27 protein-coding genes are annotated in these 26,835 nt (G+C 56.4%); 9 read left to right on the top strand and 18 right to left on the bottom strand.

Going from position 1 to position 26,835, the window contains the following annotated elements; genetic code table 11:
* The first annotated feature begins 226 nt into the window (after positions 1–226).
* Positions 227–1,825, top strand: coding sequence for an ABC transporter permease (locus JL015_RS03055; RefSeq protein ID WP_201017361.1), 1,599 nt, complete (start codon positions 227–229; stop codon positions 1,823–1,825).
* Complete coding sequence (locus JL015_RS03050) at positions 1,822–2,646, top strand: ABC transporter ATP-binding protein (protein WP_025261508.1); 825 nt, start codon at positions 1,822–1,824, stop codon at positions 2,644–2,646. Before JL015_RS03055 ends, JL015_RS03050 begins: the two co-directional genes overlap by 4 nt.
* 62 nt (positions 2,647–2,708) lie before the next feature.
* Here JL015_RS03050 and glpD read toward each other — a convergent pair whose 3' ends face one another.
* The 4 genes from glpD to JL015_RS03030 form a co-directional block, all read right to left on the bottom strand.
* Complete coding sequence (gene glpD, locus JL015_RS03045; protein WP_201017360.1) at positions 2,709–4,247, bottom strand: glycerol-3-phosphate dehydrogenase; 1,539 nt, start codon at positions 4,245–4,247, stop codon at positions 2,709–2,711.
* Between the two features lie 305 nt (positions 4,248–4,552).
* Positions 4,553–5,308, bottom strand: coding sequence for a DeoR/GlpR family transcriptional regulator (locus JL015_RS03040; protein WP_025261506.1), 756 nt, complete (start codon positions 5,306–5,308; stop codon positions 4,553–4,555).
* Between the two features lie 92 nt (positions 5,309–5,400).
* Positions 5,401–6,906: a glycerol kinase GlpK gene (gene glpK / locus JL015_RS03035; protein WP_201017359.1), complete on the bottom strand. Its 1,506-nt coding sequence runs from the start codon at positions 6,904–6,906 to the stop codon at positions 5,401–5,403.
* A gap of 28 nt (positions 6,907–6,934) precedes the next feature.
* A complete protein-coding gene (locus tag JL015_RS03030) occupies positions 6,935–7,786 on the bottom strand; it encodes an MIP/aquaporin family protein (RefSeq protein ID WP_201000115.1) in 852 nt (283 codons plus the stop codon).
* Positions 7,787–8,135: 349 nt separating this feature from the next.
* Here JL015_RS03030 and ybaK point away from each other — a divergent pair, with 349 nt between their 5' ends.
* On the top strand, positions 8,136–8,606 hold the full coding sequence (ybaK, locus tag JL015_RS03025) for a Cys-tRNA(Pro) deacylase (RefSeq protein WP_201017358.1): 471 nt from the start codon (positions 8,136–8,138) through the stop codon (positions 8,604–8,606).
* Between the two features lie 47 nt (positions 8,607–8,653).
* Here ybaK and JL015_RS03020 read toward each other — a convergent pair whose 3' ends face one another.
* On the bottom strand, positions 8,654–9,727 hold the full coding sequence (locus JL015_RS03020) for an ABC transporter ATP-binding protein (protein WP_201017357.1): 1,074 nt from the start codon (positions 9,725–9,727) through the stop codon (positions 8,654–8,656).
* A complete protein-coding gene (argF, locus tag JL015_RS03015; protein ID WP_201000112.1) occupies positions 9,724–10,644 on the bottom strand; it encodes an ornithine carbamoyltransferase in 921 nt (306 codons plus the stop codon). Before argF ends, JL015_RS03020 begins: the two co-directional genes overlap by 4 nt.
* A 415-nt stretch (positions 10,645–11,059) precedes the next feature.
* Between argF and JL015_RS03010 the strand changes: the two genes are divergently transcribed.
* The 3 genes from JL015_RS03010 (at position 11,060) to grxD (ending at position 14,007) form a co-directional block, all read left to right on the top strand.
* The gene (locus JL015_RS03010) at positions 11,060–11,353 is read left to right on the top strand and encodes a hypothetical protein (RefSeq protein ID WP_025261500.1); all 294 of its coding nucleotides are present in this window, start codon (positions 11,060–11,062) and stop codon (positions 11,351–11,353) included.
* A gap of 134 nt (positions 11,354–11,487) precedes the next feature.
* Positions 11,488–13,596, top strand: a complete 2,109-nt coding sequence (locus JL015_RS03005; RefSeq protein ID WP_201017356.1) for a molybdopterin oxidoreductase family protein — start codon at positions 11,488–11,490, stop codon at positions 13,594–13,596.
* An 87-nt stretch (positions 13,597–13,683) separates the two neighbouring features.
* Positions 13,684–14,007, top strand: a complete 324-nt coding sequence (gene grxD / locus JL015_RS03000) for a Grx4 family monothiol glutaredoxin (RefSeq protein ID WP_201017355.1) — start codon at positions 13,684–13,686, stop codon at positions 14,005–14,007.
* A 151-nt stretch (positions 14,008–14,158) separates the two neighbouring features.
* Here the strand turns inward: grxD and bfr are convergent, their stop codons facing one another.
* The 4 genes from bfr to pyrC all read right to left on the bottom strand — a co-directional run bounded on the left by bfr (position 14,159) and on the right by pyrC (position 16,977).
* Entirely contained in the window at positions 14,159–14,629 is a 471-nt protein-coding gene (gene bfr, locus JL015_RS02995) for a bacterioferritin (protein WP_025261497.1), read from the bottom strand.
* Positions 14,630–14,830: 201 nt separating this feature from the next.
* Positions 14,831–15,049 (bottom strand): bacterioferritin-associated ferredoxin, encoded by a 219-nt coding sequence (locus JL015_RS02990; RefSeq protein WP_117166038.1) that lies wholly within the window; start codon positions 15,047–15,049, stop codon positions 14,831–14,833.
* A 210-nt stretch (positions 15,050–15,259) separates the two neighbouring features.
* Complete coding sequence (gene rnt / locus JL015_RS02985; RefSeq protein WP_201017354.1) at positions 15,260–15,934, bottom strand: ribonuclease T; 675 nt, start codon at positions 15,932–15,934, stop codon at positions 15,260–15,262.
* The gene (pyrC, locus tag JL015_RS02980) at positions 15,931–16,977 is read right to left on the bottom strand and encodes a dihydroorotase (RefSeq protein WP_201017353.1); all 1,047 of its coding nucleotides are present in this window, start codon (positions 16,975–16,977) and stop codon (positions 15,931–15,933) included. Before pyrC ends, rnt begins: the two co-directional genes overlap by 4 nt.
* A gap of 148 nt (positions 16,978–17,125) precedes the next feature.
* On the opposite strand from pyrC, the gene JL015_RS02975 reads away from it, so the two are divergent.
* Together JL015_RS02975 and JL015_RS02970 are read left to right on the top strand one after the other, a co-directional pair.
* Positions 17,126–18,034, top strand: a complete 909-nt coding sequence (locus tag JL015_RS02975; protein ID WP_201017352.1) for a flagellar protein MotY — start codon at positions 17,126–17,128, stop codon at positions 18,032–18,034.
* A 128-nt stretch (positions 18,035–18,162) separates the two neighbouring features.
* Positions 18,163–19,380: an argininosuccinate synthase gene (locus JL015_RS02970; RefSeq protein ID WP_201000106.1), complete on the top strand. Its 1,218-nt coding sequence runs from the start codon at positions 18,163–18,165 to the stop codon at positions 19,378–19,380.
* Between the two features lie 303 nt (positions 19,381–19,683).
* Here JL015_RS02970 and JL015_RS02965 read toward each other — a convergent pair whose 3' ends face one another.
* Positions 19,684–20,211, bottom strand: a complete 528-nt coding sequence (locus JL015_RS02965; protein ID WP_236250148.1) for a hypothetical protein — start codon at positions 20,209–20,211, stop codon at positions 19,684–19,686.
* 1,299 nt (positions 20,212–21,510) lie between these two features.
* Here JL015_RS02965 and JL015_RS02960 point away from each other — a divergent pair.
* Positions 21,511–22,137 (top strand): response regulator transcription factor, encoded by a 627-nt coding sequence (locus JL015_RS02960; RefSeq protein ID WP_025261490.1) that lies wholly within the window; start codon positions 21,511–21,513, stop codon positions 22,135–22,137.
* A 110-nt stretch (positions 22,138–22,247) separates the two neighbouring features.
* On the opposite strand, the gene JL015_RS02955 is transcribed toward JL015_RS02960, so the two are convergent.
* From JL015_RS02955 to JL015_RS02925, 7 genes are all read right to left on the bottom strand, one after another.
* Entirely contained in the window at positions 22,248–22,430 is a 183-nt protein-coding gene (locus JL015_RS02955) for a PA3496 family putative envelope integrity protein (protein WP_201017350.1), read from the bottom strand.
* A gap of 107 nt (positions 22,431–22,537) precedes the next feature.
* The gene (nth, locus tag JL015_RS02950) at positions 22,538–23,176 is read right to left on the bottom strand and encodes an endonuclease III (protein WP_201000103.1); all 639 of its coding nucleotides are present in this window, start codon (positions 23,174–23,176) and stop codon (positions 22,538–22,540) included.
* On the bottom strand, positions 23,173–23,742 hold the full coding sequence (locus tag JL015_RS02945; RefSeq protein WP_201017349.1) for an Rnf-Nqr domain containing protein: 570 nt from the start codon (positions 23,740–23,742) through the stop codon (positions 23,173–23,175). The genes nth and JL015_RS02945 overlap by 4 nt, the downstream gene beginning before the upstream one ends.
* On the bottom strand, positions 23,739–24,293 hold the full coding sequence (locus JL015_RS02940) for an RnfABCDGE type electron transport complex subunit G (protein WP_201017348.1): 555 nt from the start codon (positions 24,291–24,293) through the stop codon (positions 23,739–23,741). Before JL015_RS02940 ends, JL015_RS02945 begins: the two co-directional genes overlap by 4 nt.
* Positions 24,290–25,270, bottom strand: coding sequence for an RnfABCDGE type electron transport complex subunit D (locus JL015_RS02935; RefSeq protein ID WP_201017347.1), 981 nt, complete (start codon positions 25,268–25,270; stop codon positions 24,290–24,292). The genes JL015_RS02940 and JL015_RS02935 overlap by 4 nt, the downstream gene beginning before the upstream one ends.
* A complete protein-coding gene (rsxB, locus tag JL015_RS02930; protein WP_201017346.1) occupies positions 25,257–26,264 on the bottom strand; it encodes an electron transport complex subunit RsxB in 1,008 nt (335 codons plus the stop codon). The genes JL015_RS02935 and rsxB overlap by 14 nt, the downstream gene beginning before the upstream one ends.
* Entirely contained in the window at positions 26,261–26,830 is a 570-nt protein-coding gene (locus JL015_RS02925) for an Rnf-Nqr domain containing protein (RefSeq protein WP_201000098.1), read from the bottom strand. Before JL015_RS02925 ends, rsxB begins: the two co-directional genes overlap by 4 nt.
* Between the last annotated feature and the right edge of the window lie 5 nt (positions 26,831–26,835).

Below are 26,835 nucleotides of genomic sequence, written 5' to 3'. Positions count from 1 at the left end.
TTAATTCCACGTTTAATCACCCAATGGAATAAACCGCATGTTCGGGGCGCGCTGCGGGACATGCATTGCATGCAATAAAAGTATTCTTTAAATGCATTGGATGTCTGGCTTGCATCCGCACTTAAATGGCGATACTTATCTCTATATGGAATTCCTGTCTGTTTTTATAGATCGGATAAGAATATGCAAATAGCCTTTATGCAGCAGCCGACAGCGGAGTTCTGATATGGCTCGTGACTCCCTTCTTTCTATTCCGCAGCCTGTTGCGTCTTCCCGGCGCCGGGCTGTGGCTCCGGTATTCAAACGGTATCTGTTGGCGTGGTATCTGCCCCTCGCACTGGCTGTGCTCTGGTGGGTGGCCAGCCGCAATCACTGGATGAGCGAGCAGATCCTGCCGGCACCTTCGCTGGTCTGGCAGAGCGCTCTGGAGCTGGCAACCTCTGACCTTCCCGGCAACTTGTGGATCAGTTTGCAACGCCTGTTCTGGGGCTTGCTGGCGGGGATCTCGGCGGGTGCCGTGCTGGGTGCCTGGCTGGGTTTCAGCCGTCGGGCCGAAAGGCTGGTCTTGCCGACATTTACCTCGCTGGCGCAAGTGCCGACCCTGGCGTGGATTCCGCTGTTCATGGTCGTGTTCGGCATTGGTGAGATGCTCAAGCTGGTGGTGATGATCAAGGCGGTTATCGTTCCGGTAACCCTGCACACCCTGATCGGCGTTCGCGATGCCCAGCCTCGCTTGCGCGAAGCCGCTGCCGTTTTACGTCTGCCTCTGCATTTGCTGATCCGGCGTCTCATTCTTCCTGCGGCCTTGCCGTCTTTCATGGCCGGCGTGCGGCTGGCGCTGTCGTCTGGCTGGTCTTCGTTGCTGGCAGTCGAGTTGCTGGCTTCAAGCGAAGGGATTGGCTACCTGATGGTATGGGCTCGGCAATTGTTCATGCTCGATATCGTGTTCGTCTGCATTGCCGTGATCGGCGTGATTGGCGTGCTGATGGATCGCGGGATTGGCTTGGCGGATCGTAAATGGGTGTTCTGGCCCCATGCCGCGACCGCCGAGTTTCGTGGTCGCGCTCCAGCGCAAGGGCTTGATCGAATCGTTCCCTGGATTCTGCCCTTTGCCTTGCTGGCGCTGTGGCAAGCCGCCAGCCAGTGGGGCTGGGTCAATGCCAATATTCTGGTTTCACCGCTGCTGGTGATTGAAACCCTGTGGGCCGGTCTGCTGGATGGTTCGTTGCCGCAAGCGATGGGGCTGAGCCTGAGCCGTGCCTTGGGAGGTCTGTTTCTGGGCGGTACGCTGGGGTTTTCTTTGGGCTTGCTGCTTGGCTTGTCGCAACCCCTGGAGCGTTTTCTCGGGCCGACACTGGCTGCGTTCAGGCAAGTCGCCATTTTCGCCTGGGTGCCCCTGATCACAGCCTGGTTCGGGTTGGGAGAGCCGGCCAAGTGGGTATTCGTCGGGCTTGCGGCATTTTTCCCGCTGTTCATTGCGACCCAGCGCAGCGTCGCCAACCTGTCACCGCAACTGAGGGAGGCGGCCCAGGTCTTGCGCCTGAACCTGTGGCAACGCTTGACTCGCATGGTGCTGCCGGGTGCTGCACCGGGGATTTTTGCCGGCCTGCGCCTGAGCCTGATCTATGCCTGGCTGGGCACCATCGGTGCCGAATATTTCATGCCATCCAATGGCGGCATCGGCAGCCTGATGATCGGTGCGCAGCAACTGCTGCGCATGGACGTCATCATGAGTGGCATGCTGTTGGTGGGCCTGACCGGCGCGGTACTCAACGAAATCGGACAACGCATTGAAGCGCGGGCAACGCGCTGGAGGCATGCATGACAGCCCAGACCCATTCCATCGTGAACTTCAACCATGTGGGCAAGGTGTTCCAGACCGGTCATGGCGATGTGGAAGCGATTCGTGAGTTCAATCTGCAAGTCGAGGAAGGCGAGTTCATTGCCATCGTAGGCTCCAGTGGTTGCGGCAAATCCACGCTGTTGCGGCTATTGATCGGGCTGGACACCGAGTTTCGCGGTGAAATCCTGGTCGACGGCAAGCCGGTCAGCGGCATTGGCAGTGAGCGGGGGATCGTGTTTCAGGAGCATCGCCTGTTCCCGTGGCTGACGGTCGAGGAAAACATCGAGCTGGGCTTGGTCAACGAAGGGCTTGGGCAGAAGGAGATGCAGCAGAGGATCGCTGACTTCATTGATCTGGTTGGCCTCAAGGACTTTACCAAGGCCTATCCCCACCAGCTTTCAGGCGGCATGGCCCAGCGGGTTGCGATTGCCCGAGGGCTGGTGGCGAGCCCTCGTATCCTGTTGCTGGATGAACCGTTTGGCGCACTGGATGCGCTGACACGCCAGCAGATGCAGGAAGAACTGCTGGCCATTCGCGAGCGGGCAAAAATCACTACGGTACTGGTGACGCATGATGTGGAGGAAGCCATCTTCCTGGCCGATCGGGTCGTGGTCATGGAGCCAAGGCCTGGCCGTATCAAGCGCATCGTGGATATAAAACTGCCGCATCCTCGTCAGCGCAGCAGCTTTGATTTTCATCAGTTGCGTGAAGAACTGCTGCATGAGCTGACCAGCGATGACCATTACGTCATTCGCGAACCTGAGCAGATACGCAATCTGCCTGCGGCGTTTATTGCCTGTTAGTTCTTCGCGAATGAATTCGCTCCTACGCGGTGTAGGAGCGAATTCATTCGCGAAATCGATCTTCAGGCTGCCGCGATAGCTGATTTATTCGGCACAACCTTTTCCAGATAACCCTGTACCCCGGCCTGCTCTTCAGGCGTGGTGAACAGCCCAAGCTTGGTGCGACGCCACAGGATGTCGTCAGCGTTGGTTGCCCACTCGTTGGCGCACAGGTAATCGACTTCGCGGGTGTACAGGCCTGCGCCCAGATGCTCGCCCATGTCTTCCAGGCCGTTCACGCCGTCCATCAGGCGCCAGCTGCGGCTGCCGTAGGTGATGGACCAGCGTTGTGCGATGGAAACAGGCAGCCATGGGTAGCGTTTGCTCAGCTCGGTTGCCAGTACCTGCGGTGTGGTCATCTCTTCTGCGCCCGGCAGTGCGGCCTTGGCGGTCCAGCTCGGCTTCATCCGGGTGAAGAACGGAGCCAGTTGCGCCAGCGCCGATTCGGCCAGTTTGCGATAGGTCGTCAGTTTGCCGCCGAACACCGAAAGAATCGGCGCTTCGTTTTCGCCGCCCGACAACGACAGGGTGTAGTCGCGGGTGATGGCCGAAGGATTATCGGATTCATCGTTGCACAGCGGGCGCACGCCCGAATAAGTGTGCAGCACGTCACTGCGGCTCAATTGCTTCTTGAAGTGGTCGTTGGCCACTTTCAGCATGTAATCCATTTCGCCATCGGTGATCTGTACCTTGGCCGGGTCGCCCTGATATTCACGGTCGGTCGTGCCGACGATGGTGAATTTGTCCAGGTACGGAATGGTGAACACGATGCGCTTGTCTTCATTCTGCAGGATGAAAGCGTGTTCGCCCTCGTACAGCCTTGGCACGATCAGGTGGCTGCCCTGAATCAGGCGGATGCCGTAAGGCGAGTCCAGCTTCAGGTCTTCGCGAATGAACCTGGCAACCCACGGGCCAGCGGCGTTGACCAGTGCCTTGGCCTGTACCGAGAACAGCGTGCCGTCGGCGCGCTCCATTTCCAGGTGCCACATGCCTTTGGTCCGACGGGCACTCAGGCAACGGGTGCGTGTATGGATGTGAGCGCCGTTTTCGCGGGCGGCCATGGCATTGAGAACCACCAGACGCGCGTCATCTACCCAGCAGTCGGAGTACTCAAAACCGCGAGTGATGGAAGCGTTGAGCGGGCTGTCCGCCCCGAAACGCAGGCTACGTGACGCAGGCAGTTTTTCGCGCTTGCCGAGGTTGTCATAAAGGAACATGCCGGCACGGATCATCCAGGCCGGACGCAGATGCGGGCGATGTGGCAGGACGAAGCGCATCGGCTTGACGATATGCGGCGCCTTGGCCAGCAATACTTCGCGTTCGGCCAGAGCCTCTCTCACCAGACGGAATTCGTAATGTTCCAGGTAGCGCAGCCCGCCATGGATCAGCTTGCTGCTGGCTGACGAGGTGTGGCTGGCCAGGTCATCCTTTTCACAAAGGAAAACCGACAGACCACGGCCCGATGCATCCGCTGCAATACCGACACCGTTGATACCACCACCGATAACGGCAATGTCGTAGACCTCGGAAAGCGATGGTGCTGACGCAGTGGAGTGGGGCATTGGGTGGCCTCCTGGACAATTCTTGAATAACGCACGAAAGGCGAATTTGAACATTGATGTTCGTTTGTGAAAATCATAGCTCAAGAAACAAGGCGCTGCCAGTCAGTATTTATTGAAAATACTGATGAGGATGAGGGGAAAGGAATAAAAACGAACATCGTAGGACGATTTTCGCAAATGCTTGCCTGTGCAGCCATGCCCCGCAGGAGCGAATTCATTCGCGAAAAGGCCGCTGCATCTGTATGAGATTGCACGCGGCCTTCCCGGATAAATCCGGTCCTACAGTTCGCAAAAAACGATGTGAATCAAACCACTTCGAGGCGAATCTTGTGCTGGGCAAGCAATTGCTGAAGTGCCGGCACAGGTGCCTGATCGGTTACCAGACAATCGATCAGGGTGATAGGGCCAAGCCGCACCATGGCGTTACGCCCGAACTTGCTGGAGTCCGCAGCCAGCAGCACTTGCCGGGCATTGGCAATGATTGCCTGGGAAACCCGGACTTCCTGATAATCGAAATCCAGCAGGCTGCCGTCTTCGTCGATACCGCTTATCCCGACCAGAGCAAAGTCGACTTTGAACTGGGTGATGAAATCCACACTGGCCTGACCGACCACGCCACCGTCACGGCGTACGTTGCCACCGGCCAGCAGGACCTCGAAATCATCCTTGCCGCTCAGAATGGAAGCCACGTGCAGGTTGTTCGTGATGATTTTCAGGTTGTTGTGGTTGAGCAGGGCGCGGGCGATGGATTCGGTGGTGGTACCGATATTGATGAACAGCGAGGCGTTGTCCGGGATCTGTGCGGCGATGGCTTCGGCGATCCGTTGTTTCTCGTCACGCATTTGGTCCGCACGCATGGCGTAGGCGGTGTTTTCGATGCTTGAGTCATAGGCCGCGCCGCCGTGGTAGCGACGCAGCAGGTTCATTTCCGCAAGTTGATTGATATCCCGGCGGATGGTTTGTGGGGTCACGACGAACAGCGTCGCCATTTCCTCGATGCTCACATAGCCGCGTTCGCGAACCAGTTCGAGGATTTGTTGCTGGCGGGGAGGCAGGTTCATTGTTTTTCCTTAGGGCACCCTCTGCAAATGGCGCCCATGATGCCGCAGCCGGGCCTCGGCTGTCAGCTTCAATAATCTGCTCCCCGTCCTGCTTACTCCTCGTTTTCGTGTGGTTCCCAGTCACGAGTGCGCTCGACGGCTTTCTTCCAGCCAGCGTAGAGCTTCTCTTTTTCTGCCTCGTCGCACTGAGGCTCGAACACACGCTCGATCACGGCCTTGTTGCGCAACTCGTCCAGACTGCTCCAGAAGCCAATTGCCAGACCAGCCAGGAACGCTGCGCCCAGAGCGGTGGTTTCGCGCATTTGCGGGCGCTCGACCTGAGTGCCGAGGATGTCGGCCTGGAATTGCATGAGGAAGTTGTTGGCGACCGCGCCGCCATCGACGCGCAGAGACTTGAGACGTTCGCCCGAATCCTGCTGCATGGCGTCCAGCACATCGCGAGTCTGATAGGCGATGGATTCCAGTGCGGCGCGGATGATGTGGTCGACTTTCACGCCGCGAGTCAGGCCGAACAATGCGCCACGGGCATAAGGGTCCCAGTAGGGCGCGCCCAGGCCGGTAAAGGCCGGGACCAGATACACGCCGTTGCTGTTCTTGACCTTGTTGGCGAAGTACTCGGTGTCCAGCGCGTCGTTGACGATTTTCAGTTCGTCACGCAGCCACTGCACAGTAGAGCCGCCGTTGAACACCGCGCCTTCCAGTGCGTAAGCCACTTCGCCACGCGGGCCGCAGCCAATGGTGGTCAGCATGCCGTGGGCCGACTTGACGGCTTTCTTGCCGGTGTTCATCAGCAGGAAGCAGCCGGTGCCATAGGTGTTTTTCGCCTGGCCCGGTTCCACGCACATTTGCCCGAACAGCGCGGCCTGCTGGTCGCCTGCGATACCGGCAATCGGAATCCCGCTTTTGCTGTGGCCATAGACTTCCGAGGATGCCTTGACCTCGGGCAGCATTTCGCGAGGGATATCCAGCACATCGAGCATGCGCTGATCCCATTCCAGGGTATGGATGTTGAACAGCATGGTGCGCGAGGCGTTGGTGTAGTCGGTGACGTGAATCTTGCCGCCGGTGAATTTCCAGATCAGCCAGCTATCGACGGTGCCAAACATCAGCTCGCCCTTGCGTGCGCGCTCGCGGCTGCCTTCGACGTTATCCAGAATCCACTTGAGCTTGGTACCGGAGAAGTACGGGTCGGTGACCAGGCCAGTGGTTTCCTTGATGTATTCTTCAAGGCCGTCGCGCTTGAGCTGCTGGCAGATCTCGGTGCTGCGGCGGCACTGCCAGACGATGGCGTTGTAGATCGGGCGGCCGGTGTCCTTTTCCCATACAACCGTGGTTTCACGCTGGTTGGTGATACCGATGGCCGCGATCTGATTGTGATGCAGGTCAGCCTGAGCCAGGGCCTTGGTCATGCAGGCGGTCTGGGTGGCGAAGATTTCCATCGGGTCATGCTCGACCCAGCCAGCCTGCGGGTAATGCTGGACGAACTCGCTTTGGGCGGTGCTCACCACGTTGGCGTTGCGGTCGAAAATGATCGCACGTGAACTGGTGGTGCCCTGGTCAAGGGCAATGATGTAGTTCTTGTTCTGAGAGTCTGTCATTTCGATTGCCTTGCGTTATTGGGGGTATTCAAGCGGAAGTCTGTGCTTTGCCGCGAATGGCTTCAGGAGCCTGTTCAACGGCGACGGCGCTGGGCAGATGACGGGCGATAAGCCCGCGATAGCCGGCAGCACCCAGGCAGGCACCCAGAATCGGTGCAAAGATCGGAACCAGGAAATACGGTATGTCGCGCCCACCGGTGAACGCTATCTCATCCCAGCCTGCAAGGAATGTCATCAGTTTAGGGCCGAAATCCCGTGCCGGGTTCATGGCGAAGCCGGTCAGCGGCCCCATGGATGCTCCGATCACGGCAACCAGCAAGCCGACCAGCAAAGGCGCCATCGCGCCGCGTGGCAGGCCGTTGCTGTCATCGCCCAGAGCCATGATGACGCCCATCAGCACGGCAGTGATCACCACCTCGACCAGAAACGCCTGGCCCACTGAAATGGCCGGGTTCGGATAGGTTGAGAATACCGACGCCAATTCAAGGCTTTGCACGCTGCCACGAATCATGTTGTGTGCATGTTCGTAATCGAAGAACAGGCTGATGTAAAGCAGATAGACCAGCCCCGCACCACAGAAGGCACCGGCAATCTGTGCGCTTATATAGAAGGGCAGTTTTTTCTTTTCGAAGCCTGCAAAGAGGCTGAGTGCGATGCTGACGGCAGGGTTCAGGTGAGCGCCCGAAACACCGGCGCTTATGTAAATCGCCATGCTGACGGCCAGACCCCAGATGATGCAGATTTCCCACAAGCCAAATGAAGCACCTGCGACCTTGAGCGCTGCAACGCATCCTGTGCCGAAAAAAATCATCAGAGCGGTGCCAAGGAATTCAGCCAGGCACTGGCCTCTGAGCGTCGGTTGTTGCATTGATATGGTCATTTGAACCTCATTTTTTTGTTTTTTGCGGCTTCGTATGCAAAGCACCGATGCTCATCATCTGCCGTATCGGGAAAACCCCATTCCCGACCGGTTTTACGAATCTTGTTGAAAATTGAATTTCAAAAATATTCGTAAACGAAAAAATATAGACAAGAAACAATGCTGTCAAAGGTTGAAAGTGAACCGTTGACGATATTTTCTGACAGCGAAATTTGATTTTTCTCCATTTTGTGTAGGAATTATTTTTTTGATTTTAAAGGGCTATCACTGAGGTGTATGTATTGAGACAGGGCTTTTGCGCTGCATTTCGCCTAAAGTAATGGCCGCCTTGAGTTATCAGGAGTGTCGTATGACCCCCGCGCTGGATTTATTGAAAAAGGTTCGCGCCGAACATCGTATTCACAGTTACGAACATGATCCGAAAGCAGCGTCTTATGGGCTGGAAGCGGCCGAAAAGCTTGGCCTCGAAGCGGCGCGGGTGTTCAAGACCCTGCTTGCCAGCACTGAAAAGGGGGAATTGTTGGTGGCCGTGGTGCCGGTTGCCGGAACCCTGGATCTGAAAGCCCTGGCCAGTGCCGCAGCGGCGAAGAAAACCGAAATGGCCGACCCAGCTGCGGCCCAGCGGGCAACCGGTTATCTGTTGGGCGGGATCAGCCCCCTGGGGCAGAAGAAGCGTTTACGCACCTTCATCGACCACAGCGCCCAGCCTTTTGAGACGATCTACGTCAGTGCAGGTCGGCGCGGGCTGGAGGTTGAGTTGTCGGCGGCGGTGCTGGCCGAACATACCAAGGCGGTTTTTGCCGCAATCGGGCGGGAATAGTTCGCTCTCACTTCAAGGTCGGAGCGAATTCATTCGCGAAAAGCGATCTACAGAACCGAATGCGCGGCAACACTCCCGGCAGCCGGAAACAGCACCAGATGCTCGGTGGTCACCCGGATGCCGACTTCTTCCCCTGTCATATGATCGGCATGGCCCGGGAAGATGGCTTCAAGCTGGCTGCCTGTCGGTAACTGCAAGCGATACAGGGTCGAAGCGCCCTGGAATGTTCTGCCAACGACCCGTGCCTTCAGGTCGCTGTCGGCGGCATAGACAATATCGTCCGGCCGCAGCAACACGTCGACGGCACTGCCGCTGACGCCCGGATAGGCGCGATTGCCACGCAGTACGCCGATTTCGGTCTGTACCGACTGTGGATCTACCAGTTGCCCGCGAATGAAATAGCCTTGCCCGATGAAACTGGCCACGAAAGGCGTCTGCGGTTCGTGATACAGGTTGTAGGGCGTATCCCATTGCTCAAGCCGACCTTCCTTGAAGACACCCACATGGTCGCTGACCGCGAAGGCTTCCTCCTGGTCATGGGTCACCAGAATCGCGCTGGTGCCACGAGCCTTGAGAATGTCGCGCACTTCATGGCTCAGGCGTCGGCGCAATTCACCGTCGAGGTTGGAAAACGGCTCATCCAGCAATAACAACTGCGGCTCCGGAGCCAGCGCTCGGGCCAGCGCGACACGTTGCTGCTGTCCGCCGGAAAGCTCATGAGGATAACGTTTGCCCAGCGAGCCCAGATTGACCAACTCCAGCAATTCGTCGATCACCTGATTCAGGCGCGGGTGTTTACGGATACCGAAGGCGATGTTCTGCGCCACGCTCAGATGTGGAAACAGCGCATAGTCCTGGAACACCATGCCGATCCGGCGTTTCTCCGGCGCGAGGGTCCAGCCGGGGCGTGAGATGACTTCGCCGGCCAGCGTGATCTCGCCGGCATGGATCGGTTCAAACCCGGCAATGGCGCGCAAGGTCGTGGTCTTGCCGCACCCTGACGATCCCAGCAGACAGCCGATATCCCCGGCGTTGAGGTGCAGGTTGAGGTCCTGCACCACACGTTGATCCTGATAGCCGCATGCCAGATTGCGCAGATTCAGCAGCAGGGTATGACTCATTTTGGCTGATAGGACGGCGCGACCAGAAACTCCAGCAGGGCTTTCTGGGCATGCAGGCGGTTTTCGGCCTGATCCCAGGCGACCGAGCGTTCATCATCCAGCAGGTCGACGCTGATTTCTTCCCCGCGATGCGCTGGCAGGCAATGCATGAACAGGACGTCTTCGGCAGCCAGGTCGAGCAAGGCCCGAGTGACCTGGAAAGGGGCGAACAGCGCGATGCGTTTGGCGGTTTCTTCTTCCTGGCCCATCGAGGTCCAGACATCGGTACTGACCAGATGCGCGCCGGCGACTGCTTCCTTCGGATCACGGGTGACGGTCACGCGATCACCGGCCAGTGCCAGGAACTCCGGGTTTGGCTCGTAGCCGGAAGGGCAGGCCACGCGCAACTGGAAGTCAAACTGTATGGCTGCTTCTATATAGCTGTTGCACATATTGTTGCCGTCGCCGATCCAGGCCACCGTCTTGCCCTTGATCGAGCCACGATGCTCCAGGAAAGTCTGCATGTCGGCCAGCAACTGGCACGGATGCAGATCGTCGGACAGCCCGTTGATCACCGGGACGCGGGAATTGGCAGCGAATTCGGTCAGGTTGCTGTGGGCAAAAGTACGAATCATCACCGCATCGAGCATGCGTGACATGACCTTTGCACTGTCGGCAATCGGCTCGCCACGGCCCAGTTGGGTGTCGCGATGGGACAGAAAGATGGCCTGACCACCCATCTGGATCATGCCCGCTTCAAAGGAAAGACGGGTACGTGTCGAGGATTTCTCGAAGATCATCCCCAGCACTCGATTCTTGAGTGGTTCAAAAAGCACGCCGCGATTTCGCAGGTCTTTAAGCTCTACGCCACGACGGATCAGGCCCAGAAGCTCATCTGGGGTGTAATCCATCATCGAGAGAAAGTGCCTGGCGCTCATTATTAACTACCTTTTTTGCAACAGACCGCAGGTTCTGAAAGCCGGTTTTTATCGGGAAAACGGCATGACCTGAGGCGAAAGCCGCACGGGGGCGACGAATAAGGAAGGCGCGATAGTATAAAAAAATGTCGCGTCTTACCAATAGCATGCTTACTTCAGAGAGAACGAAGTCCGTAACCGCAAAGGCGCTGGTTGAAACAGCCCTGTGGCCGGTCCGCTGATTGCAGAAGGCAGCATTTGTACACTGACCAAACAGTGCTTGGCAATTGATGCCGATCCTGTAAAAGTCCGGTCTTGTGCCTCTACGCTTATGCGACGTGCTTCACGGCGTTGAAAGGTTGCCCGTTTCCTTAACTGCTTACGTGAGTTATAAAGAGTTACAAGTAACTGCTCAATATCAATCGAGGAGCCGGGAATGGACTCAAAGGAACGACAACTAACGGAGCTGCTTGGGTTGACCGCTCGTACCCTGACGCACCTCACCGCTTCGATGACGTCGATGTCTTTTGAGTTGTTGCGTAGCGAAGACGAAGTCACGCGGGCTGCCGGACGTCGCATGATCGACCGTATGGCGACCATCAGTTCAGGTCTTGATGACCACTGGCGTCTGATCGGCGAACTGACGGGCGTGCATGTCGCTCAGGAGCAGATCGAAACTGTCACTGAAATCCAGTTGCAGCGTAAGGTCGTGACCCCCATCGGCAACTGACCGACTGAGGCCATCCGCCCGCCTGATGGCCCGCGATTCACGAGACGAACGTCTCTGGCGCGCTCGGCAGTAACGTTCCATATTCTTGTCAATGCAATCAATCGTGACTGCCATGACAAGAATATGAGGCTGCGATGATCAGGACCGAGCACCACCGCGCTTGCCACCTGTGCGAGGCCATCTGCGGCCTCACCATCGAAACCAGTGCATCCCCGGATGCTGCCCCGATCATCACCTCGATCAAGGGCGACCCGCTCGATGGTTTCAGCCGTGGCCACATCTGTCCCAAGGCCGTGGCCCTGCAAGATATCCAGAATGATCCCGACCGCTTGCGCCAGCCCATGTTGCGTGTGGGGAGCCAATGGCAGCCGATCGAGTGGCAGGATGCTTTTGATCTCGTCGCCGAGCGCCTTTTTGCCATTCAGCAGCAGTATGGGCAAAACGCAGTCGCGGTCTATCAAGGCAATCCCAGCGTGCATAACTATGGGCTGACGACCCATAGCAACTATTTTCTCGGCTTGCTCAAGACCCGTAACCGTTACTCGGCCACTTCTGTCGATCAACTGCCGCATCACCTCACCAGTTTCCTGATGTATGGCCACGGTCTGTTACTGCCTGTGCCCGATATCGACCACACCGATTTCATGCTGATCCTGGGCGGCAACCCCCTGGCCTCCAATGGCAGCATCATGACGGTGCCTGATGTCGAGAAGCGCCTGAAAGCCATTCAGAAACGTGGCGGCAAAGTGGTTGTGGTCGATCCTCGGCGCAGCGAGACGGCTGCGATTGCGGATCAACATGTCTTTGTCCGGCCCGGTGGCGATGCCGCGCTGCTTTTCGGTCTGCTCAACACCTTGTTCGAGGAAGGCCTGACCCGCGAGAGTCATTTGCCCGTCGATGGTCTGGAGCAGGTGCGAGAGGCGATCAAGGCGCTGAGCGCCGAAGCCATGAGCCCGCGTTGTGGGATTCCTGCCGAGCAGATTCGCCAGTTGGCCCGTGATTTTGCTGCCGCTGACAAAGCTGTGTGTTACGGGCGCATGGGAATTTCCACTCAGGCCTTTGGAACGCTGTGTCACTGGCTGGTGCAATTGATCAATCTGGTGACCGGCAACCTTGATCGGGTCGGCGGAACCCTGTGTACCGAACCTGCCGTGGATCTGGTCAGTTCGACTTCAGGCGGGCATTTCAATCTCTGGCAGAGCAGGGTTTCCGGTTTGCCCGAGTATGGCGGCGAGTTGCCGGTTTCGGCGCTGGCAGAAGAGATTCTGACCGAAGGGGAAGGGCAGATACGTGCCTTGGTCACGGTTGCCGGCAACCCGGTACTGTCCACGCCCAACGGGCGCCAGTTGGAAGAGGCTCTGGACGGGCTGGATTTCATGCTCAGTATCGATCTGTACATCAATGAAACCACTCGTTATGCCGATCTGATCCTGCCTTCAACCTCGGCGCTGGAAAACGATCATTACGACACGACTTTCAACCTTCTGGCGGTGCGTAACGTCACCCGCTTCAATCGTGCGATCTTTGCCAAGCCTGAAGGCGCATTGCATGACTGGGAAATCTTCGTCGGGCTGGCCAGGGCTTTTGCGGCCAAGGCCCAAAAGGAACTGAAACCGACGATGCCTCCTGCGGCAATCATCGACCATGGCCTGCGCAAGGGCTTTTATGGTGAGGCATCGGCTCACGCTTTGTCAGTCGAGGCCTTGGGCAATTACCCGCACGGGCTGGATCTGGGGCCATTGAAACCCAATCTGACACCTCGCCTGAAAACCGCCAATGGACGTCTCCAGGCGGCTCCTGAAGTGATCATGGCTGATCTGTCCCGGTTCATTGAATCACCAGCGCCGCAAGCAGGGGAGTTGTTGTTGATCGGTCGACGGCATGTGCGCAGCAACAACTCATGGATGCATAACTATCACCGTCTGGTGAAGGGCAAACCTCGTCATCAATTGCTGATGCATCCCGATGACCTGGCCAGTCGAGGTCTGAGCGACGGGCAACAGGTGAAGGTCAACTCGCGGGTCGGGATGATCGAAGTGCAGGTGTTGGGCAGTGCCGAGATGATGCCCGGAGTGGTCAGCTTGCCCCATGGCTGGGGGCATTCGCGTGCCGGGGTGCGTATGGAGATCGCCCAGGGGCAGCCAGGCGTCAGTGCCAATGACCTGACTGACGAGCGACAGCTCGATGTCTTGTCCGGCAATGCCGTGTTGAATGGCGTGCCTGTGCAGGTGACTTCCTGCTGAGTTCAAGACTGAGCGTCTGGCACGGGATTCCGTTACAATGCGCCACCGTGCCGACAACTGAGTCGGAAAGTTCAGCCGAGGTGCTCCATGGATATCATCGAAACGATCAAAGAGCAGATTGCCAACAACACCATTCTGCTTTACATGAAAGGCGCTCCGAATGCCCCGCAGTGCGGTTTTTCGGCCAAAGCCTCCCAGGCCTTGATGGCATGTGGCGAAAAATTCGCTTATGTCGACATTCTGCAGAACCCGGAAATCCGCGCCAACCTGCCTAAATACGCCAACTGGCCAACCTTCCCGCAACTGTGGGTTGCCGGTGAGCTGGTTGGCGGCAGCGACATCATCACCGAAATGTTCCAGAACGGTGAGTTGCAGCCTCTGCTCAAGCAAGCGGCTGAAAGCGCGAAGTGAAGCAGAATAGAATAGCTGCAAGCTTTAAGCTTTAAGCTTCAAGTCAAAAGCTTGTAGCTTGTAGCTTGTAGCTTGTAGCTTGTAGCTTGTATGCAAACAAAAAGCCCCGCTCTCGTCAGAGGCGGGGCTTTTTGTCGGTCGCTGAAAAGGCTTAATCGCCCATCTGCGACTGCAGGTAATTTTCGATACCCACTTTTTCGATCAGGCCCAGTTGGGTTTCCAGCCAGTCGATGTGCTCTTCCTCGGATTCGAGGATGTCTTCCAGCAGTTCGCGGCTGCCAAAGTCGCCAACGGTTTCAAAGTGCGCAATCGCAGCCTTGAGGTCAGCCAGGCCTTTCTTTTCGATCTTCAGGTCGCACTCAAGCATTTCCTTGGTGTGCTCGCCGATCAGGATCTTGCCCAGCTCTTGCAGGTTAGGCAGGCCTTCGAGGAACAGGATGCGCTTGATGAGCTTGTCGGCGTGCTTCATCTCGTCGATGGACTCGCGATACTCATGAGCGCCCAGTTTTTTCAGACCCCAATCTTCATACATGCGGGCATGCAGGAAGTACTGATTGATCGCGACCAGCTCGTTTCCGAGGATCTTGTTGAGATGCTGGATGACTGTAATGTCGCCTTTCATGTTCGAGGTCCTGCCGATGGCTTGTGTATATAAAGCGCGAGTTTGAGCTGCACTTAAAAGCCTGTCAAACCTAAGTTATTGAATAATAAGTGAAATTAAATAAGAATAAGAATGTTTGAGTTCCGCATCTTGACGCTAAGCGCTTGAATTACAGGCATAAAAAAACCGGACACAGGGTCCGGTTCTTTGAAATAGGGGAATTCAGGCAGCTGAAAATTCTGCTGGATAAGCCAGCGAAACCTGGCTGCTTTGCAGTTCTGTCAGGGTTTCACGCACCACTTCCTTGGCAAGGCAGGCGCATTTTCCGCATTTGCTGGCAACACCCAACGTCTGACGTACTTCGCGATAACTACAGCAGCCCTCAAGGATTGCATCCCGGATCTGGCCGTCAGTGACACCTTGGCAGAGGCAAACATACATAAGTCGGTAACCGTCGCTGGTTATTGCTTTGTGCCGAGGAGGTTAATCTTAATGAGAATGCTTGTCAAAACTGTTTTGGATACGCTTTGCCAACTCCGATGGACGGTCATGAGCAATTTTCAATTCTGCCCGGTAATGCGTCGTTAACTGCCGTGGGAAATATAAATAAAAAAACCGGCGCAAGGCCGGTTCATTCATGAGGCATGGGCCTCAGTCGTCGTAGTCTTCCCAGCCGCCCATTTCCTTCCAGCGGTTGACGATGCCACAGAACAGCTCGGCGGTTTTTTCGGTGTCGTAGCGAGCCGAGTGGGCCTCGCGTCCATCGAAGTCCATTCCGGCTGCCTGGCACGCCTTGGCCAGTACTGTCTGACCATAGGCCAGGCCAGCGAGGGTTGCGGTGTCGAAGCTGGAGAACGGATGAAACGGATTGCGTTTCATGTCCAGGCGAGCGACGGCAGCGTTCAGGAAGCCCAGATCGAAGCTGGCGTTGTGGCCGACCAGCACGGCGCGTTTGCAGCCATTGGCCTTCAGCGCCTTGCGCACGCCGCGAAAGATATCGGTCAGTGCGGTTTCTTCGCTCACTGCCATGCGCAGCGGGTGATCGAGCTTGATACCGGTGAACTCAAGCGCAGCCGCTTCGATATTGGCGCCCTCGAACGGTTCCACACGGAAGAAATAGGTGTGCTCCGGGAACACAAAACCTTTTTCGTCCATGCCGATCGTTACAGCGGCGATTTCCAGCAGGGCATCGGTTGCCGCATTGAAACCACCGGTTTCCACGTCGATGACTACAGGCAGGTAGCCACGAAAACGTGCTGCCATCGGGTGGCGCGAGCCGCCGCCACCGTGACCGTCCTGTTCGTCGTCGTAATGATCTTCACTCACGCATTTTCCTCCAGCAGGCGCCAGCGCAGTTTTTCTCCGGCGCGCAGCGGGATTACGCTCAACTCGCCAAATGGCAGGCTGGCAGGGGCTGTCCACTCGTCACGAACCAGCGTGATGGTGTCCTGGTTGGCAGGCAGGCCGTAGAACGCCGGGCCGTGGAGGCTGGCGAAGCCTTCCAGTTTGTCCAGCGCGTTACGTTGCTCGAAAGCCTCGGCATACATTTCGATAGCGGCATAGGCCGTGTAGCAGCCAGCGCAACCGCAGGCGGCTTCCTTGGCATGCTGGGCATGAGGTGCCGAGTCGGTGCCCAGGAAGAACTTGCCGTTGCCACTGGTTGCGGCATCGAGCAGCGCTGTCTGGTGCGTATTGCGCTTGAGGATCGGCAGGCAATAGAAATGTGGCCGAATACCGCCGACCAGCATGTGGTTGCGGTTATAGAGCAAGTGATGCGCGGTGATGGTCGCTGCAACGTTGGCCGGGGCCGCATTGACGAATTGCACGGCGTCACCGGTCGTGATGTGTTCAAACACCACTTTCAACGTCGGGAAGCGCTCCACCACACGGCGCAGATGCTCGTCGATGAAGATCTTCTCGCGGTCGAAGACGTCAATGTCGCCGCGGGTGACTTCGCCATGGACCAGCAGCAGCATGCCGACTTCGGCCATGGCTTCCAGAACATGGAAAATCTTGTCGATGCTGGTGACGCCAGAGTCGGAGTTGGTGGTCGCACCGGCCGGATACAGTTTGGCCGCATGGACGAAACCGCTGGCCTTGGCCGTGCGAATGTCCTCGGGCGTGGTCTGGTCGGTCAGATAAAGCACCATCAGCGGCTCGAAACGGCTGCCGGCCGGGCGTGCATCCAGGATGCGCTGGCGATAGGCATCGGCTTGCTGTGCATTGCGTACTGGGGGCACAAGGTTGGGCATGATGATTGCGCGGCCAAAAGTGCGCGCAACGTCAGCAACGGTGTGTGGCAAAACAGCTCCGTCACGGAGGTGGATGTGCCAGTCGTCGGGACGCAGAAGGGTCAGGCGGTCAGACATTGGGGATTCCAGGCGGGTCAAACTGCTGGGAATCCTACCGGAAAAGACTCTCTCAGGCACTCGCTATCAAGTTTTGTAGGAAGTTACCGATAGCCCGACGTAAGAAGCAGTTTTTTGTTTCGTGTCATTTTTATAAGTGGAGCCTCCCGTGCGCCAGCTATATCTCGCCTTGCTCAGCGTATTTGCCAGCCTCCCGGCCATGGCAGTCAGTTTCCAGACACGTCTGGAGAGTATCGAGTGGAAGGTCGAAGGGGATCAGTTCGAGTGTCGCCTGAGTCAGCCGATTACCGATTTCGGTGTAGGTGAATTCGTGCGCCGCGCCGGTGAGCAGGCTACATTCCGTCTCAAGCCGTCTTACAACATGCTGGGTAATGGTTCGGCCACTCTGCTGGCTGCGGCAGCACCCTGGCAGCCGGGACGGGGTGATATCAACCTCGGCTCGGTCCGTGTCAGCAATGGCGAGATTCCTTTCAATAGCTCCGAGGCACAGGCCGGACGCCTGATCAGCGGTTTGATGGAAGGGCGCAGCCCGCTCATCCGTCATAGCACCCGCGATGGCGGTGGCCCAATGGAAATACGGCTATTGCCCGTCAGGTTCAGCAAGGCGTTCAGCGACTATCAGTTGTGTACGACCAAACTGCTGCCGATGAATTTCGATCAGATCAAGCAGGCCGAAGTTGGCTTCCCCGGCGGCGGCATCGAGCTGGACGCCAAGGCCAAGGCCCGTCTGGACAATATGATTGCGTATCTGCGTGCCGACCCAACGGTCAACCATATCGAGCTGGACGGCCATTCGGATAACAGCGGCAATCGCCTGACCAACCGCGACCTGTCCCGGCGTCGGGCGCTGGCGGTGATGGACTATATGAAGGCTCAGGGGATTCCCGAGCAACAGATCACCTTGCGCTTTCATGGCGAGCGTTATCCGCTGGCTCCCAACACCAACGATGCCAACCGCGCGCGCAACCGCCGTGTAAATGTGCATCTGGAGCGTGTCGCTCCCGAAGAAAAGCCGGTTCCAGTCGCTTCTGCCGCCAGCGCTGCACGCACTTCGTAACCCGCCTGTCTCCTCGCGAGGCTGACATAACCTGTCGCCTCGTCGTCACAAGCTGTCGCGCCCCTGTAAATTTGCTGGTTTGAACGGTAGAATCACCGGTTTTCCGTACAACCCGGTGGAGTGATGGCATGGCGGACGTAAACAAGGTAGTTCTCGCGTATTCCGGTGGCCTGGATACTTCGGTCATTCTGAAGTGGCTGCAAGATACGTATAACTGCGAAGTGGTGACCTTTACAGCTGACCTGGGTCAGGGTGAAGAGGTCGAGCCGGCACGTGCCAAGGCTCAGGCCATGGGCGTTAAAGAAATCTACATCGACGACCTGCGTGAAGAGTTCGTACGTGATTTCGTGTTCCCGATGTTCCGTGCCAACACCGTCTACGAAGGCGAGTACCTGCTGGGTACTTCCATCGCTCGTCCACTGATCGCCAAACGCCTGATCGAAATCGCCAACGAAACCGGCGCTGACGCCATTTCCCATGGTGCTACCGGTAAAGGTAACGATCAGGTTCGTTTCGAGCTGGGCGCCTACGCCCTCAAGCCAGGCGTCAAAGTGATTGCCCCATGGCGTGAGTGGGATCTGCTTTCGCGTGAAAAGCTGATGGATTATGCCGAGAAGCATGCAATCCCGATCGAGCGTCATGGCAAGAAAAAATCCCCGTACTCGATGGATGCCAACCTGCTGCACATCTCCTATGAAGGCGGCGTGCTGGAAGACACCTGGACCGAGCACGAAGAAGACATGTGGCGCTGGACCAAGTCTCCGGAAGACGCGCCGAACGTTCCAACCTATCTTGAGCTGACCTATCGCAATGGCGATATCGTCGCTCTGGACGGCGTTGAAATGTCGCCTGCTACCGTACTGGCTACCTTGAACCGCATCGGTGGCGAGAACGGCATCGGCCGTCTGGACATCGTGGAAAACCGTTATGTGGGCATGAAGTCCCGCGGCTGCTATGAAACCCCAGGCGGCACCATCATGCTGCGCGCTCACCGCGCCATCGAGTCGATCACTCTGGATCGTGAAGTCGCTCACCTCAAGGATGAGTTGATGGCCAAGTACGCCAGCCTGATCTACACCGGCTACTGGTGGAGCCCTGAGCGTCTGATGCTGCAACAGATGATCGATGCGTCCCAGGTCCATGTGAACGGTATCGTTCGCCTGAAACTGTATAAAGGTAATGTGATCGTTACTGGTCGCAAGTCCGAAGAGTCGCTGTTCGATGCAAACATTGCCACCTTTGAAGAGGATGGCGGTGCTTACAATCAGGCGGACGCTGCTGGCTTCATCAAGCTCAATGCCCTGCGCATGCGCATTGCTGCGAACAAGGGCCGCAAGTTCTTCTGAACCCGGTCTGATGTTTGAGAATGCAGCCCTTCGGGGCTGCATTTTAAATCGGCGGTGTGCAATGCACTGTCACGTTTTTCCCGACCTTTCCCATGCTGATATTCCCCGTTTGCGTTCTTGATGCCGGGTGCTGCGGGCATTCTTGTGTGTGCGAGAGATAAAGAAGAAGTGGGTCGCAGGAAGGCGTTTCAAATGCTCGTGTCGTGCAGTGTCGCGGGCGTGTGTGGCGATGCGGGCCGGGGGAGGCGGTATCGACACGAAGTCCAGTCGATACCGCGGGTTATCTGTTTATATCAAGTATGTTCAGGGCGTTTCACTGTCCCTCTTTTGTTTGAATTCAAAACGATAGGCTTTACCGATATTCCAGACCTGTCGCACACTCAGATCAAGTAGTTGTGCAATTTCCGGCGCGGTATAGCCGAGGCTGGAATAATGCATGGCATGACCGGCAACGACATCGTCAATATCGGAGGTGTCATAGTGGGGGTCTTTATTGGCTTCTCTTATAGGGCGGCTGAACTTGATCTTTACATCGTTTTCCAGCGCCAGTTGTCGAATTTCCTTCTTGTTCATCCTCAATGAATATTGCAGGGCGGAAACCCCTGCGCCTTTGGCAACCAGACTCCTGAGCAACTCCAGTTTGGCACTTTTTTCAAGCTCCGGATAAAGGGCAGGTGCTTCTTCCGCAACCGCTAGAACCGGTGATTCTGCTGTTTCGCCATCGGGTATAACTGCAATGACACCTCCTTGTGCCACAAACTGTTCAACAGCGGCGGTTAAATCAAGAGGGGTTATATTTTTTGAGGTCGAGTGAGAGGTTTTGTTGTTCATGGTATATCCCTTTTTGAACATGGTTATACACATGGCCAATTCAAAAGAATTGTCAGGCCCGGTTCGGGCTTGTCAAAGGGAGGGTGTTCCTGATCGGCCATGTTCATGTTGCCCGAATCCTTTCGACTCTCTTGATAAGCAGAGTCCATATAAAGCTGTGTTATTCATGGCGTCATTAAAATGACGTCGTTTGTTGGGTCGCTCTAATCTAACTGCACATAGTTGTTGGCAGAAAGTAATGAGTTCGTTGTTAAAAAAGTAACGACTGGTAATAGAATTTGCAAGTGAAAAAACGGGGCGCTACATGAATTGACTTGTTGGGTTTGAAGAGGTCTTACATGCTGCTATCTACCGTCTGCTAGTTGTGTAGTACGTTTCCTCTTTGGCGTGGCAGGTATGGAAGCCAAATGAAATATAGTATTAGCTACTTGTCGAATGAGCCATTCGCAGAATTGAACTGTGTACGGTGTGCGACAGAAAGGTATGAAACTTTTCTGTAGGGAGTATTTATGTATCACTTTTATCGTGGTGATAGCGTAAAGTCAGCATCTTGAATGCTTCTGCAGTGAGTAACTGATAGTTGAGGAGTCCTGGTTCCGTGCGATGTAGGAAAAATCTGAACGTTGCGTGGCCTTGGTCTTTTTGCTTGGGTTTGTATAAGAAAGGTATATTTATATGTGTATTTTTTCTACGTAGTGCTGATATATGGTTTTGAAGGTAAATTTCTGAAGCAAGTAATTCAATATGATTCTCGCCTGTTTTACGTACGCCCGATTGGCTCACAGGTGCTCGGAGCGAGCATGCTGTAGCTGCCTGGAACATGATGCCTGATGTCTCTGTGCCCCTATTCAGGCCGGTTCTCGGTAGCGCTGTTCGTTTGCGCGTTTTCAGTTTTAGAGTGGTGGCAAGAGGCTATATAAATGACGTCTATCCAGATTTTTGACAGTTGCCAAGGGTGAATAACCATCGGGGCGATTGCATGTTCATCGGCTATTGACTGATCAGGCTTGAGAAGTAAAAGACTAATGCTTGACCTCGCGGCAATAATTGTTTTATCTGAGTTACGATGCTCTATCTCAGCACTCCAGACGGTAGTAATTTCATCGAATTCCGAAGGGGAGGCTCTATGAAAAATATAAAAAATAGTTCGTTAGTAGCGAAATTTGTAGGAGTTTTCTGTTGTATGTGTAGGAACGGTCTTTGGCTGTTACTCCTCGAGGGTGAGCGTCATGCAAAGCACTAAACGACTAAGCTATTGTGCTGACTCTGAAAATTCGAATAGCGAAAATTGGACTGCCCATGAATAAAGTGCTGATCGTGGATGATCATCCTGTCATTCGCCTTGCTGTACGCATGCTGATGGAGCGCCACGGCTATGAGGTCATTGCGGAGACGGACAATGGAGTGGATGCGTTGCAACTGGCTCGCGAACATTTGCCCGATATCGTCATTCTGGATATAGGCATTCCCAAGCTCGATGGCCTGGAAGTAATTGCCCGTCTGTCTGCCATGACATTGCCATTCAAGGTGCTGATTCTTACCTCGCAGGCACCTGGCCATTTTTCCATGCGCTGCATGCAGGCCGGTGCTGCCGGATATGTCTGCAAGCAACAGGATCTGACCGAATTGCTGAGCGCCATCAAGGCGGTGTTATCGGGGTACAGCTACTTTCCCAACCAGGCCTTGCATACCGTGCGCTCAAGCATGGGGAATGCCAGTGAAGCCGATATGGTGGATCGTCTCTCGGGGCGCGAGATGATGGTGTTGCAGCAATTGGCCAGGGGGAAAACGAACAAGGAAATCGCAGATGGCATGTTCCTGAGCAATAAAACCGTCAGCACCTACAAGACGCGCCTGCTGCTCAAGCTCAATGCGCACTCACTGGTCGATCTGATCGAGCTTGCCCAGCGTAACGGGCTGGTCTGATGCTCACGCCCAAAAGGCTTCCTGTGGGTCTGCGCGGTATCGATCAGGCAAGCCCATGCGAAAGCCTCTCCTGATGAGAGGCTTTGAATCAGGTTTTTGCAAGGGGGCGCTTAAAGGTCGAAGTCGTAATCGGCCAGTTGCTTCTGCAGGCGCCGCTCTTCAAGCATGTTATCGATGGTGCGTCGCTTGCTCAGGTTGGTCTTGGCGGGTTCGACGGGTGCTTGTTCGATGTCGTCCGAATCGACAGCGATGAAATCGTCTTCTACGTCCAATTGCTCTTTGCCGGTACTCATGAAAGTTGACTCCAGGCTTTGGCTGTCATTGGCGCACCTTATATCGATAATCCCGATGCTGGTAAAAAAGATTTTTTCAATCGATCAAGCCATAGAGCCTCTATTGCTCAATCGTCCGAGGTCTTTTCCTTGTAATCGCAGAGGTCCTCGATTCGGCAGCTTCCGCAGCGGGGCTTGCGTGCCTGGCACACATAGCGTCCGTGGAGGATCAGCCAGTGATGGGCATCCAGCAGGTAGTTTTTGGGCACAAACTTCATCAACTGTTTTTCCACTTCCACCACGTTTTTGCCGGGTGCGATGCCGGTGCGGTTGCTGACACGGAAAATGTGCGTGTCGACAGCCATCGCTATCTGGCGAAAAGCAGTGTTGAGCACGACATTGGCCGTTTTGCGGCCCACGCCGGGTAATGCCTCCAGAGCTTCGCGAGTTTGTGGCACTTCACCGTTGTGCAGCTCCATAAGCAGCCGACAGGTTTCAATAACGTTCCTGGCCTTGCTGTTGTAGAGCCCGATGGTCTTGATGTACTCGGACAATCCTTCGACGCCCAGCGCGTGAATGGCCTGTGGCGTATTGGCTACCGGATAAAGCCTGGCTGTGGCCTTGTTGACGCTGACATCAGTCGCCTGTGCTGACAGGATCACCGATATCAACAACTCGAACGGTGTGGTGTAGGCCAGCTCGGTTTTTGGATCGGGATTGTCTTCGTGGAGCCTGCGGAAGATTTCCTGACGTTTTGCGGCATTCATGCAGAAGGTATTTCCCTGGAAGGTGTCGGTCTGGTCAAGGCATTGTATGCGGCAAGCAGAAGGCCCAGAAGCATGAAGCCACCGGGAGCCAGAATGGCCATGTGCAAGGTTGGGCCGGGAAGGCTAATTTGCCACTGGATTGCAGAATTGCCAAACAACCAATGGGCATTGCTCAGGATCGTCGCGTTGCCCAACAACTCGCGCATGAACCCCAGCACCAGCATCAACGTGGTGTATCCGCCCAGAATGTATTTGCTGATGGGCGCAGCCTGGATCTGAAGGCAATGGATGGCGATCAAGGGCAGATAAATGCCCAGAGCCTTATGCAGTTCGGGAGCCTGAAGTTGCAGGCCTGTTTCTGCACAGGTGACCAGTGTGGCGGCAATCAGGGTGCTGGCAAGCCATTTCTGGCGTGCATCCAGCAATGGCGTCAGCGCCCGTAACAAGGCTGTGTGCAAGCCGGCGACCACAGTGAATGCCAGCAAGAAAGCGAGCGCCTTGATCAGCGAATCTGTAGCGCCAATCAGCGGGACGAGAAGGAGCAGGCAGGGCGTATGCAGCTTCACGGTCTTGTACTCAGAAGGCGGACCTTGTGATCGTCGAAGTAGCGCAAGGTGTCCTGAATGGCTCCGACAACCGCTCTGGAGGTGATGGTTGCACCGGCGATCTGGTCGAATGCTCCGTCGTTCAGCGTTTTGCCTGAGAAGCCCTTCAGCCATTGAGGCTCGCTCACGATACGGGCGCCCATGCCCGGTGTCTCGTGTTGCTCAAGCACCTTGATCCCCAACAACCTGCCTTCAATCGATACGCCCACAAGCAACTCCACGGGGCCGGCATAGCCTTGGCCGTGGCTATGAAAGATCACTGCATGCGGCTGGCCCTCACGGGTGGCGAGAAAGACACCCAGCACTGATGAATGGCTTACGGGCAACGGCAATGGATGGCGCAATGGCTGATTGTCGTAGGTACCGTCGGGCAAGACACTCGACCATTCCTGGTTGCGTGCTTCTTCACGAGCAGCCTGAATACGCGGCGCGGCAGAGTGTTGCACGCTCATGCTGATGCCAGTGCCCAGTCCCGCGATGGCGATCATGACGATCACGCCAAGCGGCTTCATGATGCCGACTCCGCAGATGAGCGTGTGGTCAGCCGTTCCAGAGCCGGTACCGCCAGATTCATCAGCAGCACTGCGAAGGCCACGCCATCCGGGTAGCCGCCCCAAGTGCGTATCACATAAGTCAGCAGGCCGATGCCGATCCCGAACAGCAGGCGTGCGCGTGGGCTGGCTGGCCCGGATACCGGCTCGGTGGCGATAAAGAAAGCACCCAGCATCGTGGCGCCAGTCAGCAGGTGAAAGGTGGGTGAGCCGTTGGAGTCCGATCCCGAACCGTTCCAGCACAACAGGCTGATCACGAACAGGCTGGCAAGCATACCGACCGGAGCATGCCAACTGATGATCCGCTGTCGCAGCAGCCATGCACCGCCTGCGAGAAATGCCAGATTGACCCATTCCGTGCCACGACCACCCATTGCGCCGAAAGCCGGATGGTTGGCGAATAGTTCATCGATGGTCAGGTTGGTGTTGATGCGCAGAACATCCAGGGCCGTGGCCTGTGACCACGCATCCGCTTGAGAGCCATCGCTGAAACCGAAGATCTGTTGCAGGCCTCCCATCAGGTTCAGGCCATGGCTGGCAGACCAGTGATTCATCTGCTGGGTAAAGCTCACCAATACAAAGGCATAACCGAGCATTGCCGGATTGAAAGGATTTTTGCCGACGCCGCCATACAGGTGTTTGCCAAAAATCATTGCGAAGCCACTGGCCAGACATGTCAGCCACCAGGGTAAATAGGGCGGCAGAGCGAGGGCGAGTAGGGTGGCGCTGACCAGTGCGCTGCCGTCCATAAGGCTTGAGTGTGCAGGCCGGTGCTGTAACCGCAGGCCGGTGAACTCGACGAGCAGAGCGGTGCCCGATGCAAGCAGCCATGTGATCAACACTCCCCAGCCATACAACCACAGCAGCGTCAGCGCGCCGGGCAGGACTGCGAGCAGAACCATGCCCATGGACTTTTGCAGACGTTCAGGCGCTTGCATCGGTCAAGGCCGCTTCGGCAGCGCTCAGCACCGTTTCGGCGTGTTGCAATTCTGTGTTCAATGCGGCGAGTCGTTCTGCCGGAGCGTCTGCGGCTTCGGCTTTCTTCACGGCGGCGCGGGCCATGGCCAACTGGATCTTGGCGCGTTTTACCCCGCTGTTGTCGAGCCTGGCCACAGGCTGTACGGGTTGCCCGGATGCAGCAGAAAGCAGTTTTTCCAGAGCCTGTTCGGCGTCCTCGAATTCCCGTTGCAGTTCCACCAGCCGTGCTGCCTGTTCAGCGATAGGCGGATGGCCGAAAGCTTTGAGGGATTTGTTCAACTGCGCACGACTCATGGCGACGGTAATACGGGCTTTTTTCAGCGCTTCGTCTTCCACCGCGGCCTTGTCGCTACGAACCCGCTCGATGACAGATGTGCTGACCGGTAACTGCTTTTGTGTTCTTGCCTGACGCTCTGCTGCACGTTGCTCCAGCTCGCGACGCAGCCGTGCATTGCGCGACTCGAAGCGACGACGGGCGTGGTTACGCTTCTGGGCACGGGCCTGCAGTTGTTCGGTGCTTGAAGCCAGGCCACCGACAATCGGGGTGACGCTTGCCAGCGGCAACGGGCGCATTTCGATACAGTCCACCGGGCAGGGCGCCACACACAGGTCGCAGCCTGTGCATTCGTCGATGATGACTGTATGCATCTGCTTTGCGGCACCGACAATGGCATCGACCGGGCAGGCCTGAATGCACTTTGTACAGCCGATGCATTCTGCTTCTCGAATGAAGGCGACCTGTGCCGGTGCCACGCCGCGTTCGGTATCCAGTGGCAGAGCGGGGATGCGCAGCAGTTGCGCCAGTTGCGCAATGGTTTCCTCACCGCCGGGCGGGCATTTGTTGATGGCTTCGCCACCGGCAATACCTTCGGCGTAAGGCTTGCAGCCGGGATGCCCGCATTTGCCGCATTGGGTCTGTGGCAGCAGGGCGTCGATGCGTTGTATCAGGTTCATGACTTTATCAGTCCGTTGAAGCCCATGAAGGCCAGCCCCATGAGCCCGATGCTGATCAAGCGGATCGGCATGCCGCGAAAAGGTTGTGCAATATCTTCAGAGCGGACCCTTTGCCCAAGATCATCCAGCAGGCTCAATACCAGCCAGAAACCCAGACCTGCACCGAGGCTCAGGGCCAGCAGATGCCCAAGGCCCTGATCAGGTTCGATGCCGAGCAGCAAAACGCCCGCCATGCCCGCATTCCCCAGCAGCAACGGCCACAGGCCGTCGAAGTCCAGCCGTGGAAGCAGTCTTTTCAGCCCCTTCAGGCTGGGCGTCAGCAAAAGCACCATCACCGGCAAGACGACGAACAGCCGCAAGCCTCCCTGATTCAAGGGCGCCAGCACGTAATGGAGGATCAGGTAACTGACGATGCTGCTTGCCAGCATCAGCCAGCAGGTAGCGATGCCCAGTGCATGCAGGCGATGTCGTGGCTGAGGTGACAAGGGATCGGCGCCCAGCGGTTGCTGCAACACGAAGTTGTTGATCAGGGCGGCGCTCAAGAGTGTGTAGATGAAATCGGTCATGATCT

This window comes from Pseudomonas cichorii (assembly GCF_015471405.1).
Classification (GTDB): domain Bacteria; phylum Pseudomonadota; class Gammaproteobacteria; order Pseudomonadales; family Pseudomonadaceae; genus Aquipseudomonas; species Aquipseudomonas serbiensis.
The sequence above is the reverse complement of the archived record's forward strand: the minus strand, read 5'-3'. Positions and strand labels throughout refer to the sequence as shown.

Excerpts from the sequence above, each read along its gene's own strand:
- bfr (WP_025261497.1), bottom strand. The coding sequence starts at position 14,629 with ATGAAAGGCGACATTACAGTCATCCAGCATCTCAACAAGATCCTCGGA.
- JL015_RS02955 (WP_201017350.1), bottom strand. The coding sequence starts at position 22,430 with ATGAGTACCGGCAAAGAGCAATTGGACGTAGAAGACGATTTCATCGCT.
- JL015_RS03050 (WP_025261508.1), top strand. The coding sequence starts at position 1,822 with ATGACAGCCCAGACCCATTCCATCGTGAACTTCAACCATGTGGGCAAG.
- JL015_RS03040 (WP_025261506.1), bottom strand. The coding sequence starts at position 5,308 with ATGAACCTGCCTCCCCGCCAGCAACAAATCCTCGAACTGGTTCGCGAA.
- ybaK (WP_201017358.1), top strand. The coding sequence starts at position 8,136 with ATGACCCCCGCGCTGGATTTATTGAAAAAGGTTCGCGCCGAACATCGT.
- JL015_RS02990 (WP_117166038.1), bottom strand. The coding sequence starts at position 15,049 with ATGTATGTTTGCCTCTGCCAAGGTGTCACTGACGGCCAGATCCGGGAT.
- JL015_RS02960 (WP_025261490.1), top strand. The coding sequence starts at position 21,511 with ATGAATAAAGTGCTGATCGTGGATGATCATCCTGTCATTCGCCTTGCT.
- pyrC (WP_201017353.1), bottom strand. The coding sequence starts at position 16,977 with ATGTCTGACCGCCTGACCCTTCTGCGTCCCGACGACTGGCACATCCAC.
- JL015_RS03010 (WP_025261500.1), top strand. The coding sequence starts at position 11,060 with ATGGACTCAAAGGAACGACAACTAACGGAGCTGCTTGGGTTGACCGCT.
- argF (WP_201000112.1), bottom strand. The coding sequence starts at position 10,644 with ATGAGCGCCAGGCACTTTCTCTCGATGATGGATTACACCCCAGATGAG.
- rsxB (WP_201017346.1), bottom strand. The coding sequence starts at position 26,264 with ATGAACCTGATACAACGCATCGACGCCCTGCTGCCACAGACCCAATGC.
- glpD (WP_201017360.1), bottom strand. The coding sequence starts at position 4,247 with ATGCCCCACTCCACTGCGTCAGCACCATCGCTTTCCGAGGTCTACGAC.
- JL015_RS02940 (WP_201017348.1), bottom strand. The coding sequence starts at position 24,293 with ATGAAGCCGCTTGGCGTGATCGTCATGATCGCCATCGCGGGACTGGGC.
- JL015_RS03030 (WP_201000115.1), bottom strand. The coding sequence starts at position 7,786 with ATGACCATATCAATGCAACAACCGACGCTCAGAGGCCAGTGCCTGGCT.
- JL015_RS03020 (WP_201017357.1), bottom strand. The coding sequence starts at position 9,727 with ATGAGTCATACCCTGCTGCTGAATCTGCGCAATCTGGCATGCGGCTAT.
- JL015_RS03055 (WP_201017361.1), top strand. The coding sequence starts at position 227 with ATGGCTCGTGACTCCCTTCTTTCTATTCCGCAGCCTGTTGCGTCTTCC.
- JL015_RS02925 (WP_201000098.1), bottom strand. The coding sequence starts at position 26,830 with ATGACCGATTTCATCTACACACTCTTGAGCGCCGCCCTGATCAACAAC.
- JL015_RS02935 (WP_201017347.1), bottom strand. The coding sequence starts at position 25,270 with ATGCAAGCGCCTGAACGTCTGCAAAAGTCCATGGGCATGGTTCTGCTC.
- JL015_RS02970 (WP_201000106.1), top strand. The coding sequence starts at position 18,163 with ATGGCGGACGTAAACAAGGTAGTTCTCGCGTATTCCGGTGGCCTGGAT.
- nth (WP_201000103.1), bottom strand. The coding sequence starts at position 23,176 with ATGAATGCCGCAAAACGTCAGGAAATCTTCCGCAGGCTCCACGAAGAC.
- JL015_RS02965 (WP_236250148.1), bottom strand. The coding sequence starts at position 20,211 with ATGAACAACAAAACCTCTCACTCGACCTCAAAAAATATAACCCCTCTT.
- glpK (WP_201017359.1), bottom strand. The coding sequence starts at position 6,906 with ATGACAGACTCTCAGAACAAGAACTACATCATTGCCCTTGACCAGGGC.
- grxD (WP_201017355.1), top strand. The coding sequence starts at position 13,684 with ATGGATATCATCGAAACGATCAAAGAGCAGATTGCCAACAACACCATT.
- JL015_RS03005 (WP_201017356.1), top strand. The coding sequence starts at position 11,488 with ATGATCAGGACCGAGCACCACCGCGCTTGCCACCTGTGCGAGGCCATC.